Origin of the sequence: Streptococcus mitis, from assembly GCF_013305725.1 — a bacterium.
Taxonomy (GTDB): Bacteria; Bacillota; Bacilli; order Lactobacillales; family Streptococcaceae; genus Streptococcus; species Streptococcus mitis_BO.
The window spans coordinates 1,172,909-1,190,257 of the sequence record NZ_CP047883.1 but is presented as its reverse complement, the minus strand read 5'-3'; the positions used below and the strand labels follow the sequence as shown (position 1 = coordinate 1,190,257).

Genomic DNA, 17,349 nt, shown 5'->3' with positions numbered 1-17,349 from the left:
TTTGGCTCTATCTTTCCGATTTTGTAAAGACACCACGCTCTACTAAACTATCCATGAGAAAATAGAATTTTTCCTGATGAATGTGGTGGTCTTCTGATTTGAAAATATCAACCAGACGTAGCCCAAACTTGTCAGTGATATTGATTTTAGCCCCTGTAAGTTCCTTGTTAATGATGATTTTGAGTTGGAATCCCTCACCGCTGTTCGGAACTTTTTCCAAAAGGCGAGTCAATTCATAGTTACCAATCTTAGTCTCAAAAAAGGTGTTATCCTTAAGGGTGAATTTTTTAACAGAAGGGCTAAGAGTGTAGTCGTAACGACAATTTTTTAACTGAATGGTTTTTTCAAATGCCATATGGCTAACCTCCGATAATTTCTTTTAAGGTTTTTGCTAGGGTATGTAGGTCTTCAACAGTATTTTGTGGCGACAAACTGATACGAACGGATTCCTTCAAGCGTTCTGAATTTGCTCCGTACATAGCTTCAAGAACATGGCTGGATTGGACTATGCCTGCTGTACAGGCTGAGCCAGTAGAGATTGAAATTCCAGACAAATCTAGACGAAGGAGTAAGAGGTCATTTTTCTGGCCAGGAAATCCAATATTAAGAACATAAGGGAGATGGTGTTCGCCTCTATTCAGGTAATACTGAACTCCCTCTAGCTCTGCCAGAAAGGCAGTTTCTAGATTTTGTACATGTTGAAAATGTTCTTCTTGCTTTTCTAGGTCTTCTTTTAAGGCTGCTATCATACCTACGATGGCAGCCAGATTTTCAGTCCCTGCACGTTTTTTCTGTTCTTGGTCTCCGCCATGTAGATAGGAATCAAAATCCATGCTAGATGCGTAGAGAAAGCCGATTCCCTTAGGACCATGGAATTTATGGGCAGAAGCAGTGAGAAAATCAATGCCCAATTCTTCGGGGTGAATTGGTATTTTACCAATAGCTTGAACTGCGTCGACATGATATGCAGCAGGGTGTTGCTTGAGTATTTGGCCAATTTCAGCAATGGGAAGTAGGTTTCCTGTCTCATTATTGGCAAACATGGTAGAAACCAAAATTGTATCATCACGTAAAGCATTTTGAATTTGTTGGGCTGTGATTTCTTGATTTTCTGGTTGGATAATGGTTGCTTCAAACCCAAAGTGTTGAACCAAGTAATCAATAGTTTCAAGGACGGCATGGTGCTCAATAGCAGTTGTGATGATATGTTTTCCTTGCTCTTGGTGACGAAGGCAGTAACCAATGATAGCAGTATTGTTGCCTTCAGTACCACCAGAAGTGAAAAAGATATGTTGAGGTTTTGTCTTCAGTAACTTGGCTAGTTCCTGACGAGCTTCTCGCAAGAGTTTGCCAGCTTGACGACCATGACCATGAATACTAGAAGGGTTTCCGTGGGTTTCTTGCATAACCTTGGTCATAGCTGAAATAGCAACTGCTGACATGGGAGTCGTTGCAGCATTGTCCAAATAAATCAAAGAATCACCTTATTTCTTTTTGTTGTAGGCAAAGAGTGGGCTGACTGGTTTTCTTTCGTGGATACGGACGATGGCATCACCAATTAACTCACTAGCAGTGATGTAGCATACGTTTTTAGGAGTTTTTTCTTTTGTTGCTACTGAATCAGTCACAAGAATTTCTTTAATATTAGTATTGTCAAGAAGTTCAGCAGCTCCCTCAACGAAGAGACCGTGACTAGAAACAGCATAAATTTCTGTGGCTCCTTCACGTTCAACGATTTTAGCAGCTTCAGAGAAGGTGCGTCCTGTATTAAGAATATCATCAATCAAGATGGCTTTCTTACCTTCAACATCACCAATAATATAACCTTCGTTACGAGTTGCATCGTCCTGAGGGTAATCGATAATGGCGATAGGAGCATCAAGATATTCAGCTAAGCTACGAGCACGCTTTACACCTGAATTTTTAGGGCTAACCACGACAACATCTGAACCGAGTAGGCCCTTATCGCAATAATGTTTTGCAAATAGGGGAACTGTGAAAAGGTTATCGACAGGGATGTCAAAGAAGCCTTGAACCTGAACGGCATGCAAATCAAGCGTAAGGATACGATCGACACCAGCCTTAACTAGCATATTGGCAACTAGTTTCGCTGTAAGTGGCTCACGAGGTGAAGCGATACGGTCTTGACGTGCATAGCCAAAATATGGAAGGACAACGTTGATACTGTGGGCACTTGCACGTACACAAGCGTCGACCATGATCAACAATTCCATTAGGTGGTTGTTAACAGGGAAACTTGTAGACTGGATGATGTAAACATCATAACCACGGACACTTTCTTCGATATTTACTTGGATTTCTCCATCAGAAAATTGACGTGATGACAGTTTTCCAAGTGGAATACCGACAGCATCCGCAATTTTTTGTGCAATCTCTTGGTTAGAGTTGAGCGCGAAAAGTTTCATATTTTTTCTATCTGACATTATAGACCGTCCTCTGTAAACTTTATAAAACCGAGTTATATCTGCTTTACATATATGAACTAGGTTTTGTGTATTTTTATCTTTTCTATTTTACCAAAAAATAGAGATTATTTCAGCTATTTTTCATGCTTTTGACAAATCGAACCAATTTTGAAGGAGCTTTTTGGTAAGCAATCTGATTTTTCTCTAAAAATTGCTGGAAATCTTGCTTTCCTTGCTCGTGATTTTCCACCTCAAGCTCTAATTCGTAATCTGTAATATCAAAGTACTGACTTTCATCCAGTGCCATGAGGCCAATTGGTGTTTGCATTTCATAGCGAAGAGTTGTTAGACAACCAAGAACCTGCCATTTTTTACTTTGGATACCATGTTTCGCCAATTTATCTAATACTAGCCCTTGAGGTAGTTCTTTCTTGCTCAGATAGTTTTCAGCATCTTTTAGTTGCAATTTTTGGTTGTATTCCATGTTTCCAACACTTTGCGGGACTTTGAGTGTCAATTCTGCCCAGTCTTCAAAGGTTCGAATGCGAATGGCAACTTTCTTTTCTCGCAGTTCAAAATCAGGCGTGTCGATGTAGTAATTTTTTTGAAGAACAGGAGTGACACCTGTGAACTGGTCTTTTAGACGATTATATTCATCTTTTTTCAATAGTGTTTTCAATTCAATTTCTAAATGTTTCATTTTTCTTACCTTTTCTTTATCGTTGAAAGCGGATTTATGGTATAATAAGCATTGTATTTATTGTATATGAATCCGGAGAAAAAATCAAAGATATTTTTGAAGGATAATATGAGAACAAGGGAGAATATATGACCTTAGAATGGGAAGAATTTCTAGATCCTTACATTCAAGCTGTTGGTGAGTTAAAGATTAAACTTCGTGGTATTCGTAAGCAATATCGTAAACAAAATAAGCATTCTCCAATTGAGTTTGTGACTGGTCGAGTTAAGCCAATTGAAAGTATCAAGGAAAAAATGGCTCGGCGTGGCATTACTTATGCGACCTTAGAGCACGATTTGCAAGATATTGCTGGTTTGCGTGTGATGGTTCAGTTTGTAGATGACGTTAAGGAAGTAGTGGAGATTTTGCGCAAACGTCAGGATATGCGGATCATACAGGAGCGAGATTACATTACTCATCGAAAAGCATCAGGCTACCGTTCCTATCACGTGGTAGTAGAATATACAGTTGATACCATCAATGGAGCCAAGACCATTTTGGCGGAAATTCAAATTCGTACCTTGGCCATGAATTTCTGGGCAACGATAGAACATTCTCTCAACTACAAGTACCAAGGGGATTTCCCAGAGGAAATTAAAAAGAGACTGGAAATTACTGCCAAAATTGCCCATCAGTTGGATGAAGAAATGGGTAAAATTCGAGATGATATCCAGGAAGCCCAGGCACTTTTTGATCCTTTGAGTAGAAAATTAAATGATGGTGTAGGAAACAGTGACGATACAGATGAAGAATACAGGTAAACGAATTGACCTGATAGCTAATAGAAAACCACAGAGTCAAAGGGTTTTGTATGAATTGCGAGATCGTTTGAAGAGAAATCAGTTTATACTCAATGATACCAATCCAGATATCGTTATTTCCATCGGTGGTGATGGTATGCTCTTGTCGGCCTTTCATAAGTACGAAAACCAGCTTGACAAGGTCCGCTTCATTGGTGTTCACACTGGACATTTGGGCTTCTATACGGACTACCGTGATTTTGAGTTGGACAAGCTAGTGACTAATTTGCAGCTAGATACCGGAGCAAGAGTCTCTTACCCTGTTCTGAATGTGAAGGTTTTTCTCGAAAATGGTGAAGTGAAGATTTTCAGAGCATTAAATGAAGCCAGCATCCGCAGGTCTGATCGAACCATGGTGGCGGATGTTGTGATTAACGGTGTCCACTTTGAACGTTTTCGTGGAGATGGGCTAACAGTTTCGACACCGACTGGTAGCACAGCCTATAACAAGTCGCTTGGTGGAGCTGTTTTACACCCAACCATTGAAGCTCTTCAGTTGACGGAAATTGCCAGCCTTAATAATCGTGTCTATCGAACCTTGGGTTCATCTATTATTGTTCCTAAGAAGGATAAGATTGAACTCATCCCAACGAGAAACGATTACCATACCATTTCGGTTGACAATAGCGTTTATTCCTTCCGCAATATTGAGCGAATTGAGTATCAAATCGACCATCATAAGATTCACTTTGTCGCATCACCTAGCCATACCAGTTTCTGGAACCGTGTTAAGGATGCTTTCATCGGCGAGGTGGACGAATGAGGTTTGAATTTATCGCAGATGAGCATGTCAAGGTTAAGACCTTCTTAAAAAAGCACGAGGTTTCTAAGGGGCTGCTGGCTAAGATTAAGTTTCGAGGTGGAGCTATACTGGTCAATGATCAACCACAAAATGCGACGTATCTATTGGATATTGGAGACCGAGTTATCATTGACATTCCTGCTGAGGAAGGTTTTGAAACTCTCGAAGCTATCGAGCGACCACTGGATATTCTCTATGAGGATGACCATTTTCTAGTCTTGAATAAACCCTATGGAGTGGCTTCTATTCCTAGTGTCAATCACTCTAATACCGTTGCCAATTTTATCAAGGGTTACTACGTCAAGCAAAACTATGAAAATCAGCAGGTTCACATTGTGACCAGACTTGATAGGGACACTTCTGGTTTGATGCTCTTTGCCAAGCACGGCTATGCCCATGCACGACTAGACAAGCAGTTGCAGAAGAAGGCCATTGAAAAACGCTACTTTGCTTTGGTTAAAGGCGATGGACGCTTGGAGTCAGAGGGGGAAATTATTGCTCCGATTGCGCGTGATGAAGATTCCATTATTACCAGACGTGTAGCTAAAGGTGGAAAGTATGCTCATACTTCTTACAAGATTGTAGCTTCTTATGGAAATATTCACTTGGTCGATATTCGTCTGCACACTGGGCGAACCCACCAAATCCGAGTCCATTTTTCTCATATCGGTTTTCCTCTGTTGGGAGATGATTTGTATGGTGGTAGCTTGGATGACGGCATCCAACGTCAGGCCCTTCATTGCCATTACCTATCCTTTTATCATCCATTTTTAGAGCAAGATTTGCAGTTAGATAGTCCCTTGCCGGATGATTTCAGCAACCTTATTACCCAGTTATCAACTAATACTCTATAAAAACTGTTTCAGAGTATAATTATTATCTTAAAGGAGAAAACTCATGGAAGTTTTTGAAAGTCTCAAAGCCAACTTAGTTGGTAAAAATGCTCGTATCGTTCTCCCTGAAGGGGAAGAACCTCGTATTCTTCAAGCGACTAAACGCCTGGTAAAAGAAACAGAAGTAATTCCTGTTTTGCTTGGAAATCCTGAAAAAATTAAAATTTATCTTGAAATCGAAGGTATTGAGGATGGTTATGAAGTCATCGATCCTCAACACTACGATAAATTTGAAGAAATGGTAGCTGCCTTGGTAGAGCGTCGCAAGGGCAAAATGTCTGAAGAAGATGCACGCAAGGTTTTGGTAGAAGATGTCAACTATTTTGGTGTTATGTTAGTATACCTGGGCTTGGTTGATGGAATGGTGTCAGGTGCGATTCACTCAACTGCTTCAACAGTTCGCCCAGCTCTTCAAATCATCAAAACTCGTCCAAATGTTACTCGTACTTCAGGTGCCTTCCTCATGGTTCGTGGTACGGAACGTTACCTATTTGGTGACTGTGCCATCAACATCAATCCAGATGCAGAAGCCTTGGCTGAAATTGCCATCAACTCAGCAATTACAGCTAAGATGTTTGGCATCGAACCTAAAATTGCTATGCTAAGCTATTCTACTAAAGGTTCAGGATTTGGAGAAAGCGTTGATAAGGTTGTTGAAGCAACTAAAATTGCTCACGACTTGCGCCCTGACCTTGAAATCGATGGTGAGTTGCAATTTGATGCGGCCTTTGTTCCAGAAACTGCAGCTCTGAAAGCTCCTGGAAGTACGGTAGCTGGTCAAGCAAATGTCTTCATCTTCCCAGGTATCGAGGCAGGAAATATCGGTTACAAGATGGCTGAACGTCTTGGTGGTTTTGCGGCTGTTGGACCTGTTTTGCAAGGTTTGAACAAGCCAGTTAACGACCTTTCTCGTGGATGTAATGCAGATGATGTTTACAAGTTGACCCTTATCACAGCAGCCCAAGCAGTTCATCAATAAGATTTAGTCCTCTTTCCTTTGGGAAGAGGCTTTTTATACTCAATGAAAATCAAAGAGCAAACTAGGAAACTAGCCGCAGGCTGTACTTGAGTACGGCAAGGCGACGTTGACGTGGTTTGAATTTGATTTTCGAAGAGTATTAATACTAGGAAAAGGACAGTTAGAACCTTCTGTGTTATACTAGAGATATGTTAGATTTGAAAGAATACGGTATTGTCATGTGGCCGGAGGAGAAGATCATTTCTTTCCGTGAGAAACTTCTCGCCTGGTATGATGAAAACAAAAGAGATTTACCCTGGCGTAGAAGTAAAAATCCTTATCATATCTGGGTGTCTGAAATTATGCTCCAGCAGACCAGGGTGGATACAGTTATTCCATACTATGAACGATTCTTGGACTGGTTTTCGACAGTGGAAAGTTTGGCAACTGCCCCTGAAGAGCGTTTGTTGAAGGCTTGGGAAGGTTTGGGTTATTATTCTCGAGTACGCAATATGCAGGCTGCGGCTCAGCAGATTATAGCTGACTTTGGTGGTCAATTTCCAAACACCTATGAAGGAATTTCCAGCTTGAAAGGGATTGGTCCCTACACAGCAGGAGCCATTTCCAGTATTGCCTTTAACTTGCCTGAGTCGGCTGTAGATGGTAATGTCATGCGAGTGCTGGCACGTCTGTTTGAAGTCAACCACGATATTGGCATTCCAAGCAATCGCAAAATTTTTCAGGCAATGATGGAAATTTTAATTGACCCAGAAAGGCCTGGTGACTTTAATCAAGCCTTGATGGACTTGGGATCAGATATTGAGGCGCCTGTAAATCCCAGACCAGAAGAAAGCCCAGTTAAGGACTTTAGTGCGGCATATCAGCACGGCACAATGGACCGTTATCCAATTAAGGCACCTAAGAAAAAGCCTGTCCCAATTTATCTTAAAGCCTTGGTGGTCAAAAATACTCAAGGACAATTTTTACTTGAAAAAAATGAAAGTGAAAAGCTATTGGCAGGTTTTTGGCATTTCCCCTTGATAGAAGTTGATAACTTTTCGCAAGAAGAGCAGTTTGACCTCTTTCATCAGGTTGCAGAAGAAAATGTGAACTTTGGTCCTAGTCCAGAAGAGAGTTTCCAGCAGGACTATGACTTAGAAGTTGATTGGCTTGATGTTTATTTTGACACTGTCAAGCATGTCTTTAGTCATCGCAAGTGGCATGTTCAAATTGTAGCAGGCCAGGTGACTGACTTTCATAACTTTTCAGATAGGGAAGTTCGCTGGCTTTCACCAGAAGAGTTTAAGAATTACCCACTTGCCAAACCCCAACAAAAAATCTGGCAGGCTTATGCACAAGCCAACTTAGACAATAGCAAAGACTAGCTATTGTGTCTTCTTGTTATTTTTTTGATATAATAGTAGAGAAAAAGGTGAACAAATGAAAAAAATATTAATTGTAGATGATGAAAAACCAATCTCGGATATTATCAAGTTTAATATGACCAAGGAAGGTTACGAGGTTGTAACTGCTTTTAATGGTCGTGAAGCACTAGAACAATTTGAAGCAGAGCAACCAGATATTATTATTCTGGATTTGATGCTTCCCGAAATTGATGGTTTAGAAGTTGCAAAGACTATTCGTAAGACGAGTAGTGTACCTATTATCATGCTGTCAGCTAAAGACAGTGAGTTTGATAAGGTTATCGGTTTAGAGCTTGGAGCGGATGACTATGTAACCAAACCCTTCTCAAATCGTGAGTTGCAGGCGCGTGTTAAAGCTCTTCTTCGTCGTACGGATTTGGTTTCTGTAGATAATCAAGAATCAGATGAAAAGAAAACCCAACCCTTGCAAATTGGGGACTTGGAGATTGTACCAGATGCTTATGTAGCTAAAAAATACGGTGAAGAACTAGACTTAACCCACCGTGAATTTGAGCTTTTGTACCACTTGGCGTCTCATATTGGTCAAGTGATTACACGTGAACATTTGCTTGAAACGGTCTGGGGTTATGATTATTTCGGAGATGTTCGGACTGTTGACGTAACTATCAGACGTTTGCGTGAGAAGATTGAAGATACACCTAGTCGTCCAGAGTATATCCTAACACGTCGTGGTGTTGGTTATTATATGAGAAATAATGATTGAATTGATTAGAAAAAATATTCTTACTAGTGATTTTATCTTCATTTTAATTTTATTGGGTTTTATCTTGATTGTTACCTTGCTTTTGCTAGAAAATCGGCGAGATAATATTCGGTTGAAGCAAATTAATCAAAAAGTCAAAGACTTGATTGCAGGAGATTATTCTCAGGTATTGGATATGCAAGGAAGCTCTGAAATTACTAATATTACCAATAATCTCAATGATTTATCAGAAGTAATTCGCTTGACCCAAGAAAATCTGGAACAAGAGAGTAAACGATTGCACAGTATCCTCTCTTACATGACAGATGGTGTCCTTGCGACCAATCGTCGTGGTAAGATTACTATGATTAATGATATGGCTAAGAAACAGCTAGGTGTTCAGAAGGAAGAGGTTCTCAATAAAAGTATTCTAGAATTGCTTAAGATTGAAGATGAGTATGAACTTCGTGATTTGATTACCCAAGTTCCTGAGCTAATGATTGATTCTCAGGATGACAATGGTGAATATCTGAGCCTTCGTGTACGTTTTGCCTTGGTTCGTCGTGAGTCTGGCTTTATTTCTGGTTTGGTTGCTGTTTTACACGATACGACGGAGCAGGAGAAGGAGGAGCGCGAACGGAGACTCTTTGTTTCCAACGTTAGTCATGAGTTACGAACTCCTTTGACTAGCGTAAAATCCTATCTTGAAGCTTTGGATGAGGGGGCCTTGTCAGAACCTGTCGCGCCAGACTTTATTAAGGTGTCTCTAGATGAAACCAACCGTATGATGAGGATGGTGACGGATCTCCTCCATCTTTCACGTATTGATAATGCAACCAGTCACCTAGATGTCGAACTGATTAACTTCACAGCTTTTATTACCTTTATCCTCAACCGTTTTGATCAGATAAGAGGGCAGGACGAAGAGAAGAAATACGAACTGGTGAGAGATTATCCCATTACCTCAGTTTGGATAGAGATTGATACAGATAAGATGACACAGGTGATTGATAATATTCTTAACAATGCCATCAAGTATTCTCCAGATGGTGGGAAAATCACAGTGACCATGAAGACAACTGATGATCAGATGATTTTATCCATTTCAGACCAAGGATTGGGGATACCAAAGCAAGATTTACCACGTATCTTTGACCGTTTTTATCGTGTGGATCGTGCTAGAAGTCGTGCCCAAGGTGGTACTGGTTTAGGACTAGCTATCGCTAAAGAGATTATCAAACAACATAAGGGCTTTATTTGGGCCAAGAGTGAATACGGTAAGGGATCAACCTTCACCATTGTGCTCCCTTATGATAAGGATGCAGTGAAGGAAGAAGTATGGGAGGACGAAGTAGAAGACTAGAATGAGTGAAACAGGCTTTAAATACAGTATTTTAGCGTCGGGTTCCAGTGGAAATTCCTTTTATCTGGAAACTCCAAAAAAGAAGCTTTTAGTGGATGCAGGCTTGTCGGGCAAGAAAATTACCAGCTTACTTGCTGAAATAAATCGCAAACCAGAGGACTTGGATGCCATCTTGATTACGCATGAGCATTCTGACCATATTCATGGAGTGGGTGTTTTGGCTCGCAAGTATGGTATGGATTTGTACGCCAATGAAAAGACCTGGCAGGCTATGGAAAATAGCAAGTATCTTGGCAAAGTGGATTCATCTCAGAAGCACATTTTTGAGATGGGTAAAACCAAAACCTTTGGAGATATCGACATTGAGAGTTTTGGTGTTAGCCATGATGCGGTTGCACCACAATTCTATCGCTTTATGAAGGATGATAAGAGTTTTGTCATGCTGACTGATACAGGTTATGTTAGTGATCGAATGGCAGGAATTGTCGAAAATGCAGATGGCTATCTTATCGAGTCCAACCATGATGTAGAGATTTTGCGAGCAGGTTCTTACGCTTGGCGACTCAAACAACGAATACTATCGGATCTGGGTCACCTTTCTAACGAGGACGGTGCTGAAGCTATGATTCGTACCTTGGGAAACCGCACTAAGAAGATCTACCTTGGGCATTTATCTAAGGAAAACAATATCAAGGAACTGGCTCACATGACCATGGTTAATCAGCTAGCACAAGCTGATCTAGGTGTAGGAGTAGACTTTAAGGTTTATGATACCTCACCGGATACCGCAACACCATTGACAGAGATATAAAAAAGAAGGCGAATGTGCCTTCTTTTTTATATCTTTTACAATCCTGCAAATTCTTTGATTTCTTGCGCTGACATTGAAGAGTCGCAACGGACATTGATTTGTCCATCTGCAATGTGAACGAAGCCTGGTACAGTTGGAATTCCGTAGCGTGAGCGGAATTCTTGCAACTCATTGAGTTGGCTTGGTTCTTCACTGTTGATGAAGTAGATGTGAGCTTTGGTTTCAGCTACGACACCTGCCAATGTACCTGCAAATTTACGGCAGTAAGGGCAAGTTTTGCGACCGATAAAGAAGGTTGCAGTTTCTTTTTTATCAAGAGCTTCTTGCGCACGCGCAACTGTAGTGACTTCAAGGTCTTTGATATTATCTAAAAATTGTTCCATGAGATTACCTCGCTTTCATTGATAAGTCTAGTATGCCATAAAGTTTCTAAAATTGCTTAGATTTGATACGAAAAAAAGATGAGATTGGTTGGTCTCATCTTTTATAGGGCTTTATTTTACAAAAGCATTGATTTCTGCTTCGATGTTAGCGATTTTAGCTTGTGATTCTTCGTTGGTTTCACCTACAACTGCAATGTAGAACTTGATTTTTGGTTCTGTACCTGAAGGGCGAACAGCAATCCATGAACCGTCAGCAAGTGTGTATTTCAAAACATCACTTGGAGGAGTTGTTAAGTTTGTAACGGTACCGTCAGCAGCAGTAGCAGTTTGAGCTTTGAAGTCTTCTACGACAGTGATAGCTGTTGCGTTCCATTCTTTTGGAGCATTGTTGCGGAATTTAGCCATGATCGCTTTGATTTGTTCAGCACCATCGACACCAGAAAGGGTAACAGAGATAGTTTTTTCTGCGTAGTAGCCGTACTCTTTGTAGATTTCTTCGATACCGTCAGCAAGTGTCAAACCACGTGAACGATAGTAGGCAGCAAGTTCAGCAACGACTAGAACAGCTTGGATAGCGTCTTTATCACGTACGAATGGTTTAATCAAGTAACCGAAGCTTTCTTCAAATCCCATCATGTAAGTGTGATTGTGTTTTTCTTCGAATTCTTGGATTTTTTCAGCGATGAATTTGAAACCAGTCAAGACGTTGAACATAGTTGCGCCGTAGCTTTCAGCAATCTTCGTTACCAAGTCAGTTGATACGATAGATTTGCAGAGTGCTGCATTTTCAGGCAGAGTTCCAGCATTTTTGTGGGCTTCCAAGATGTATTTAGCCATGATAGCACCGATTTGGTTACCTGAAAGGTTGAGGTAGCTACCATCTTTTTGAAGAACTTCAACACCAACACGGTCAGCATCAGGGTCAGTTGCCACAAGAACATCTGCACCAACTTGACGACCAAGTTCTTCAGCAAGAGCAAAAGCTGCTTGGCTTTCTGGGTTTGGAGATTTTACAGTTGAAAAGTCAGGGTCAGCAGTTGCTTGCGCTTCAACGACTTGAACAGAGTCAAATCCTGCTTGGGCAAGAGCACGACGAGCCAACATTTCACCAGTACCATGAAGTGGTGTGTAGACAATTTTCATGTCTTTACCGAATTCTTCAATCAAGGCTGGGTTGATGTTTACGTCCTTAACCTCTTTAAGGTATTCTACATCAACAGCTTCGCCGATAACTTCAATTAAGCCAGAAGCTTTTTCAGCTTCCACATCAGCAACTTCAACTGCAAATGGATTTTCGATTGCACGGATATAAGTAGTCAAAGCGTCTGCATCGTGTGGAGGCATTTGTCCACCGTCTTCACCGTAAACCTTGTATCCGTTAAATGGTGCAGGGTTGTGGCTGGCTGTGACCATGATACCTGCGAAACAGTTGAGGTGACGAACTGCAAATGATAATTCTGGAGTTGGACGAAGGCTTTCAAATACGTAAGATTTGATGCCGTGTTTAGCAAGAACTGCCGCAGATTCAAAGGCAAACTCAGGTGAGAAGTGACGACTATCGTAGGCAATTGCTACACCTCGTTCTTTTTCGTTTCCACCTTTTGACTCAATCAAACGAGCCAATCCTTCAGTAGCTTGGCGAACAACGTAGATGTTGATGCGGTTTGTACCAGCACCAATCAGGCCACGCATACCTGCAGTACCAAATTCAAGATTTGTATAGAAGGCATCTTCCTTAGTTTTTTCGTCCATATTTTCCAAATCTTGACGAAGGTAGTCAGGAAGCTCCGCAAAATCAACCCATTTCTGGTAATTTTCTTGGTAAGACATTGAAATTCTCCTTTTTGTAAATTGTTTTAACCGTTCACATTATAGCACTTTTTAGCGTTTTAGTAAAACGGTAGCATAATTTTCAGAAAAGTGGTGTCATATGCTGGTTTATCAAGTCTTGAATGCCTTAGGGAAACATGCTATACTGTTTGTATGATTATTTTACAAGCTAATAAAATTGAACGTTCTTTTGCAGGAGAGGTTCTTTTTGATAATATCACCCTGCAAGTTGATGAACGAGATCGAATTGCTCTTGTTGGGAAAAATGGTGCAGGTAAGTCTACTCTTTTGAAGATTTTGGTTGGAGAAGAGGAGCCAACTAGTGGAGAAATCAATAAGAAAAAAGATATTTCTCTGTCTTACCTAGCCCAAGATAGCCGTTTTGAGTCTGAAAATACCATCTACGATGAGATGCTTCATGTCTTTGATGATTTACGTCGGACTGAGAAGCAACTTCGCCAGATGGAGTTGGAGATGGGTGAAAAGTTTGGTGAGGACTTGAATAAGCTGATGTCAGATTACGACCGCTTATCTGAAAATTTTCGTCAGGCAGATGGCTTTACCTATGAAGCTGATATACGAGCGATTTTAAATGGATTCAAGTTTGACGAATCTATGTGGCAGATGAAAATTGCTGAGCTTTCTGGTGGTCAAAATACTCGTCTGGCACTGGCTAAAATGCTCCTTGAAAAGCCAAATCTCTTGGTATTGGACGAGCCAACCAACCACTTGGATATTGAAACTATTGCCTGGCTAGAGAATTACTTGGTAAATTATAGCGGTGCCCTTATTATTGTCAGCCATGACCGTTATTTCTTGGACAAGGTTGCGACAATTACGCTGGATTTGACCAAGCATTCTTTGGACCGCTATGTGGGCAATTACTCTCGTTTTGTAGAGTTGAAGGAGCAAAAGCTAGCTACTGAGGCAAAAAACTATGAAAAGCAACAGAAGGAAATCGCAGCTCTGGAAGACTTTGTCAATCGCAATTTAGTCCGAGCTTCAACGACCAAGCGTGCCCAATCTCGCCGCAAACAGCTGGAAAAAATGGAGCGTTTAGACAAGCCTGAAACTGGTAAGAAATCTGCTAACATGACCTTCCAGTCTGAAAAAACGTCGGGTAATGTTGTCCTGACTGTTGAAAATGCAGCTGTTGGCTATGATGGGGAAGTCCTGTCAGAGCCTATCAACTTAGACCTTCGTAAGATGAATGCTGTTGCTATAGTTGGTCCCAATGGTATTGGCAAATCAACCTTTATTAAGTCTATAGTGGACCAGATTCCTTTTATCAAGGGGGAAAAGCGATTTGGCGCTAATGTTGAGGTTGGATACTATGACCAAACTCAAAGCAAGCTGACACCAAGTAATACTGTACTGGATGAACTTTGGAATGATTTTAAACTGACACCAGAAGTTGAAATTCGTAACCGTCTAGGTGCCTTCCTTTTCTCGGGAGATGATGTTAAAAAATCGGTCGGCATGCTGTCTGGTGGCGAGAAAGCTCGTTTGCTTTTGGCTAAATTGTCTATGGAAAACAACAACTTTTTGATTCTGGATGAGCCAACCAACCACTTGGATATTGATAGCAAGGAAGTGCTAGAAAATGCCTTGATTGACTTTGATGGAACCTTGCTTTTTGTCAGCCACGACCGTTACTTTATCAATCGTGTAGCAACTCATGTTCTAGAATTGTCTGAGAATGGTTCGACTCTCTACCTTGGAGATTACGACTATTATGTTGATAAAAAGGCTGAAATGGAAGTCAGTCTTACAGAGGAAGCTTTAACCAGCAATCAAGTAAAAGAAGCAAGCTCAGTTAATGACTATCAAGCTCAGAAAGAAAGTCAAAAAGAAGTTCGTAAACTTATGCGACAAATCGAAAGTCTAGAAGCTGAAATTGAAGAGTTAGAAAGTCAAAGCCAAGACATTTCTGAACAAATGTTGGAAACAAACGATGCCAGCAAACTCATGGAATTGCAGGCTGAGTTGGACAAAATCAGCCATCGTCAGGAAGAAGCCATGCTTGAGTGGGAAGAATTATCAGAGCAGGTGTAAAGATGGAACATCTTGGAAAAGTATTTCGTGAATTTCGTACAAGTGGAAATTATTCTTTAAAGGAGGCGGCAGGGGAGTCCTGTTCAACCTCTCAGTTATCTCGCTTTGAGCTTGGGGAGTCTGACCTAGCAGTCTCGCGTTTCTTTGAGATTTTGGATAACATTCATGTAACAATCGAAAATTTCATGGACAAGGCAAGAAATTTTCACAATCATGAACATGTTGCCATGATGGGACAAATTATTCCGCTTTACTACTCAAATGATATTGCAGGTTTTCAAAAGCTTCAAAGAGAACAACTTGAAAAGGCTAAGAGTTCGACGAATCCCCTTTATTTTGAGCTGAACTGGATTTTGTTGCAAGGTCTGATTTGTCAAAGAGATTCGAGTTATCATATGAAGCAAGATGATTTGGATAAGGTAGCAGATTATCTCTTCAAAACAGAAGAATGGACCATGTATGAGTTGATTCTTTTCGGTAACCTCTATAGTTTCTACGATGTGGACTATGTCACTCGGATTGGTAGAGAAGTTATGGAGAGGGAGGAATTTTACCAAGAGATTGGTCGCCATAAGAGATTAGTGTTGATTTTGGCCCTCAATTGTTACCAGCATTGTTTAGAGCATCTTTCTTTTGACAATGCAAGCTATTTTGAGACTTATACAGAGAAGATTATTGGTAAAGGTATTAAGCTTTATGAGCGTAATATTTTCCATTACCTAAAAGGCTTTGCCTTATACCAAAAAGGACAGTGTACAGAAGGCTGTAAGCAGATGCAAGAGGCCATGCATATTTTTGACGTGCTAGGTCTTCCAGAGCAAGTAGCCTACTATCAGGAACACTACGAAAAATTTGTCAAAGATTAATTTTCCCAAATAAGGGAAAAATGAAAAAGCTCCTTTCGGTTTTGATACAATAGTTTCAAAATTTGAGAGGAGTTTTTATATGAATCGCTATGCAGTACAGTTGATTAGCCGTGGAGCTGTTAACAAGATAGGGAATATGCTCTATGATTATGGAAATAGTGTCTGGTTGGCTTCCATGGGGACTATCGGACAGACAGTTTTAGGAATGTATCAGATTTCTGAACTCGTCACATCTATTCTCGTCAACCCCTTTGGCGGAGTCATTTCAGACCGTTTTTCTCGTCGTAAGATTTTAATGACGACGGACCTTGTTTGTGGTATTCTTTGTCTAGCTATTTCTTTTATAAGGAATGACAACTGGATGATTGGGGCTTTGATTGTTGCTAATATTGTGCAGGCTATTGCTTTTGCCTTTTCTAGACCTGCAAATAAGGCCATTATCACAGAATTGGTAGAGAAGGATGAGCTGGTCCTCTACAATTCTCGTTTGGAGTTGGTCTTGCAGGTTGTCAGTGTGAGTTCTCCTGTACTTTCTTTTCTGGTCTTACAATTTGCAAGTCTCCATCTGACGCTCTTACTAGATGCTTTGACTTTTTTTATAGCATTTGTTCTAGTGGCCTTACTTCCAAAAGAAGAACCAATGGTTCAAGATAAGAAACCTTTTACTGGGAAAGATATTTTTGCGGATATCAAAGATGGCTTGCACTATATCTGGCATCAAAAAGATATTTTCTTTCTCCTGTTAGTGGCTTCCAGCGTTAATTTCTTTTTTGCGGCTTTTGAGTTTTTGCTTCCTTTTTCAAATAAACTATATGGAGTAGAAGGAGCTTATGCGACTATCTTAACCATGGGTGCGATTGGCTCAATTATAGGAGCACTGATAGCAAATAAATTTAAATCAAGTATGAATACACTTTTGTTCTTATTGATTTTAACAGGAGTAGGAGTTTTCATGATGGGTTTGCCACTGCCCAATATTTTAACCTTTTCTGGAAACCTGATTTGTGAACTCTTTATGACGATTTTTAATATTCACTTCTTTACACAGGTACAGACCAAGATTGATGGAGAATATTTGGGTAGGGTATTGAGTACCATTTTTACACTGGCAATTCTCTTTATGCCGCTTGCGAAAGGTTTGATGACCTTGCTTCCAAGTGTCCATCTTTATTCTTTCTTGATTATTGGACTTGGAGTTGTAGCCTTATCTTTCTTAGCTCTCGGATATGTTCGAACTCATTTTGAAAAAAAGACATAAGTTTGCTTGGACTTCAAAAATAATTTCAATCTAAGTGT

17 protein-coding genes are annotated in these 17,349 nt (G+C 40.5%); 11 read left to right on the top strand and 6 right to left on the bottom strand.

Annotated features, from left to right (window positions below; genetic code table 11):
* Window positions 1-7: 7 nt before the first annotated feature.
* The 4 genes from M594_RS05880 to M594_RS05865 form a co-directional block, all read right to left on the bottom strand.
* Entirely contained in the window at window positions 8-355 is a 348-nt protein-coding gene (locus tag M594_RS05880; protein ID WP_102211579.1) for a DUF1831 domain-containing protein, read from the bottom strand.
* A 4-nt stretch (window positions 356-359) separates the two neighbouring features.
* Window positions 360-1,475, bottom strand: coding sequence for a cysteine desulfurase family protein (locus tag M594_RS05875; protein ID WP_173876227.1), 1,116 nt, complete (start codon window positions 1,473-1,475; stop codon window positions 360-362).
* A gap of 9 nt (window positions 1,476-1,484) precedes the next feature.
* Entirely contained in the window at window positions 1,485-2,444 is a 960-nt protein-coding gene (locus M594_RS05870) for a ribose-phosphate diphosphokinase (RefSeq protein WP_173876226.1), read from the bottom strand.
* Window positions 2,445-2,556: 112 nt separating this feature from the next.
* Entirely contained in the window at window positions 2,557-3,126 is a 570-nt protein-coding gene (locus M594_RS05865; protein WP_173876225.1) for a CYTH domain-containing protein, read from the bottom strand.
* A 128-nt stretch (window positions 3,127-3,254) separates the two neighbouring features.
* Between M594_RS05865 and M594_RS05860 the strand changes: the two genes are divergently transcribed.
* From M594_RS05860 to M594_RS05825, 8 genes are all read left to right on the top strand, one after another.
* Window positions 3,255-3,926: a GTP pyrophosphokinase gene (locus M594_RS05860; protein WP_000171682.1), complete on the top strand. Its 672-nt coding sequence runs from the start codon at window positions 3,255-3,257 to the stop codon at window positions 3,924-3,926.
* A complete protein-coding gene (locus M594_RS05855; RefSeq protein WP_000799056.1) occupies window positions 3,910-4,728 on the top strand; it encodes an NAD kinase in 819 nt (272 codons plus the stop codon). Before M594_RS05860 ends, M594_RS05855 begins: the two co-directional genes overlap by 17 nt.
* Complete coding sequence (locus M594_RS05850) at window positions 4,725-5,621, top strand: RluA family pseudouridine synthase (protein ID WP_173876224.1); 897 nt, start codon at window positions 4,725-4,727, stop codon at window positions 5,619-5,621. The genes M594_RS05855 and M594_RS05850 overlap by 4 nt, the downstream gene beginning before the upstream one ends.
* 43 nt (window positions 5,622-5,664) lie before the next feature.
* Window positions 5,665-6,639 (top strand): phosphate acetyltransferase, encoded by a 975-nt coding sequence (gene pta, locus M594_RS05845; protein ID WP_000451571.1) that lies wholly within the window; start codon window positions 5,665-5,667, stop codon window positions 6,637-6,639.
* A 188-nt stretch (window positions 6,640-6,827) separates the two neighbouring features.
* Window positions 6,828-8,003, top strand: a complete 1,176-nt coding sequence (gene mutY / locus M594_RS05840; protein WP_173876223.1) for an A/G-specific adenine glycosylase — start codon at window positions 6,828-6,830, stop codon at window positions 8,001-8,003.
* 55 nt (window positions 8,004-8,058) lie between these two features.
* On the top strand, window positions 8,059-8,766 hold the full coding sequence (gene yycF, locus M594_RS05835) for a response regulator YycF (protein ID WP_000722072.1): 708 nt from the start codon (window positions 8,059-8,061) through the stop codon (window positions 8,764-8,766).
* Complete coding sequence (vicK, locus tag M594_RS05830) at window positions 8,759-10,108, top strand: cell wall metabolism sensor histidine kinase VicK (RefSeq protein WP_173876222.1); 1,350 nt, start codon at window positions 8,759-8,761, stop codon at window positions 10,106-10,108. The genes yycF and vicK overlap by 8 nt, the downstream gene beginning before the upstream one ends.
* Before the next feature lies 1 nt (window position 10,109).
* Entirely contained in the window at window positions 10,110-10,919 is an 810-nt protein-coding gene (locus tag M594_RS05825) for an MBL fold metallo-hydrolase (RefSeq protein ID WP_000004965.1), read from the top strand.
* A 35-nt stretch (window positions 10,920-10,954) separates the two neighbouring features.
* Here M594_RS05825 and M594_RS05820 read toward each other — a convergent pair whose 3' ends face one another.
* Window positions 10,955-11,302 carry a thioredoxin gene (locus M594_RS05820; protein WP_000434637.1) on the bottom strand — a complete coding sequence of 116 codons (348 nt, stop codon included), beginning with the start codon at window positions 11,300-11,302 and terminating at the stop codon, window positions 10,955-10,957.
* A gap of 111 nt (window positions 11,303-11,413) precedes the next feature.
* A complete protein-coding gene (locus M594_RS05815; protein ID WP_000121686.1) occupies window positions 11,414-13,132 on the bottom strand; it encodes a phospho-sugar mutase in 1,719 nt (572 codons plus the stop codon).
* A 153-nt stretch (window positions 13,133-13,285) separates the two neighbouring features.
* Here M594_RS05815 and M594_RS05810 point away from each other — a divergent pair, with 153 nt between their 5' ends.
* The 3 genes from M594_RS05810 (at window position 13,286) to M594_RS05800 (ending at window position 17,311) form a co-directional block, all read left to right on the top strand.
* Window positions 13,286-15,187, top strand: a complete 1,902-nt coding sequence (locus M594_RS05810) for an ABC-F family ATP-binding cassette domain-containing protein (protein ID WP_173876221.1) — start codon at window positions 13,286-13,288, stop codon at window positions 15,185-15,187.
* Window positions 15,188-15,189: 2 nt separating this feature from the next.
* Window positions 15,190-16,053 carry a MutR family transcriptional regulator gene (locus M594_RS05805; protein WP_173876220.1) on the top strand — a complete coding sequence of 288 codons (864 nt, stop codon included), beginning with the start codon at window positions 15,190-15,192 and terminating at the stop codon, window positions 16,051-16,053.
* A 79-nt stretch (window positions 16,054-16,132) separates the two neighbouring features.
* Entirely contained in the window at window positions 16,133-17,311 is a 1,179-nt protein-coding gene (locus tag M594_RS05800) for an MFS transporter (protein ID WP_173876219.1), read from the top strand.
* The last annotated feature ends 38 nt before the right edge of the window (window positions 17,312-17,349 follow it).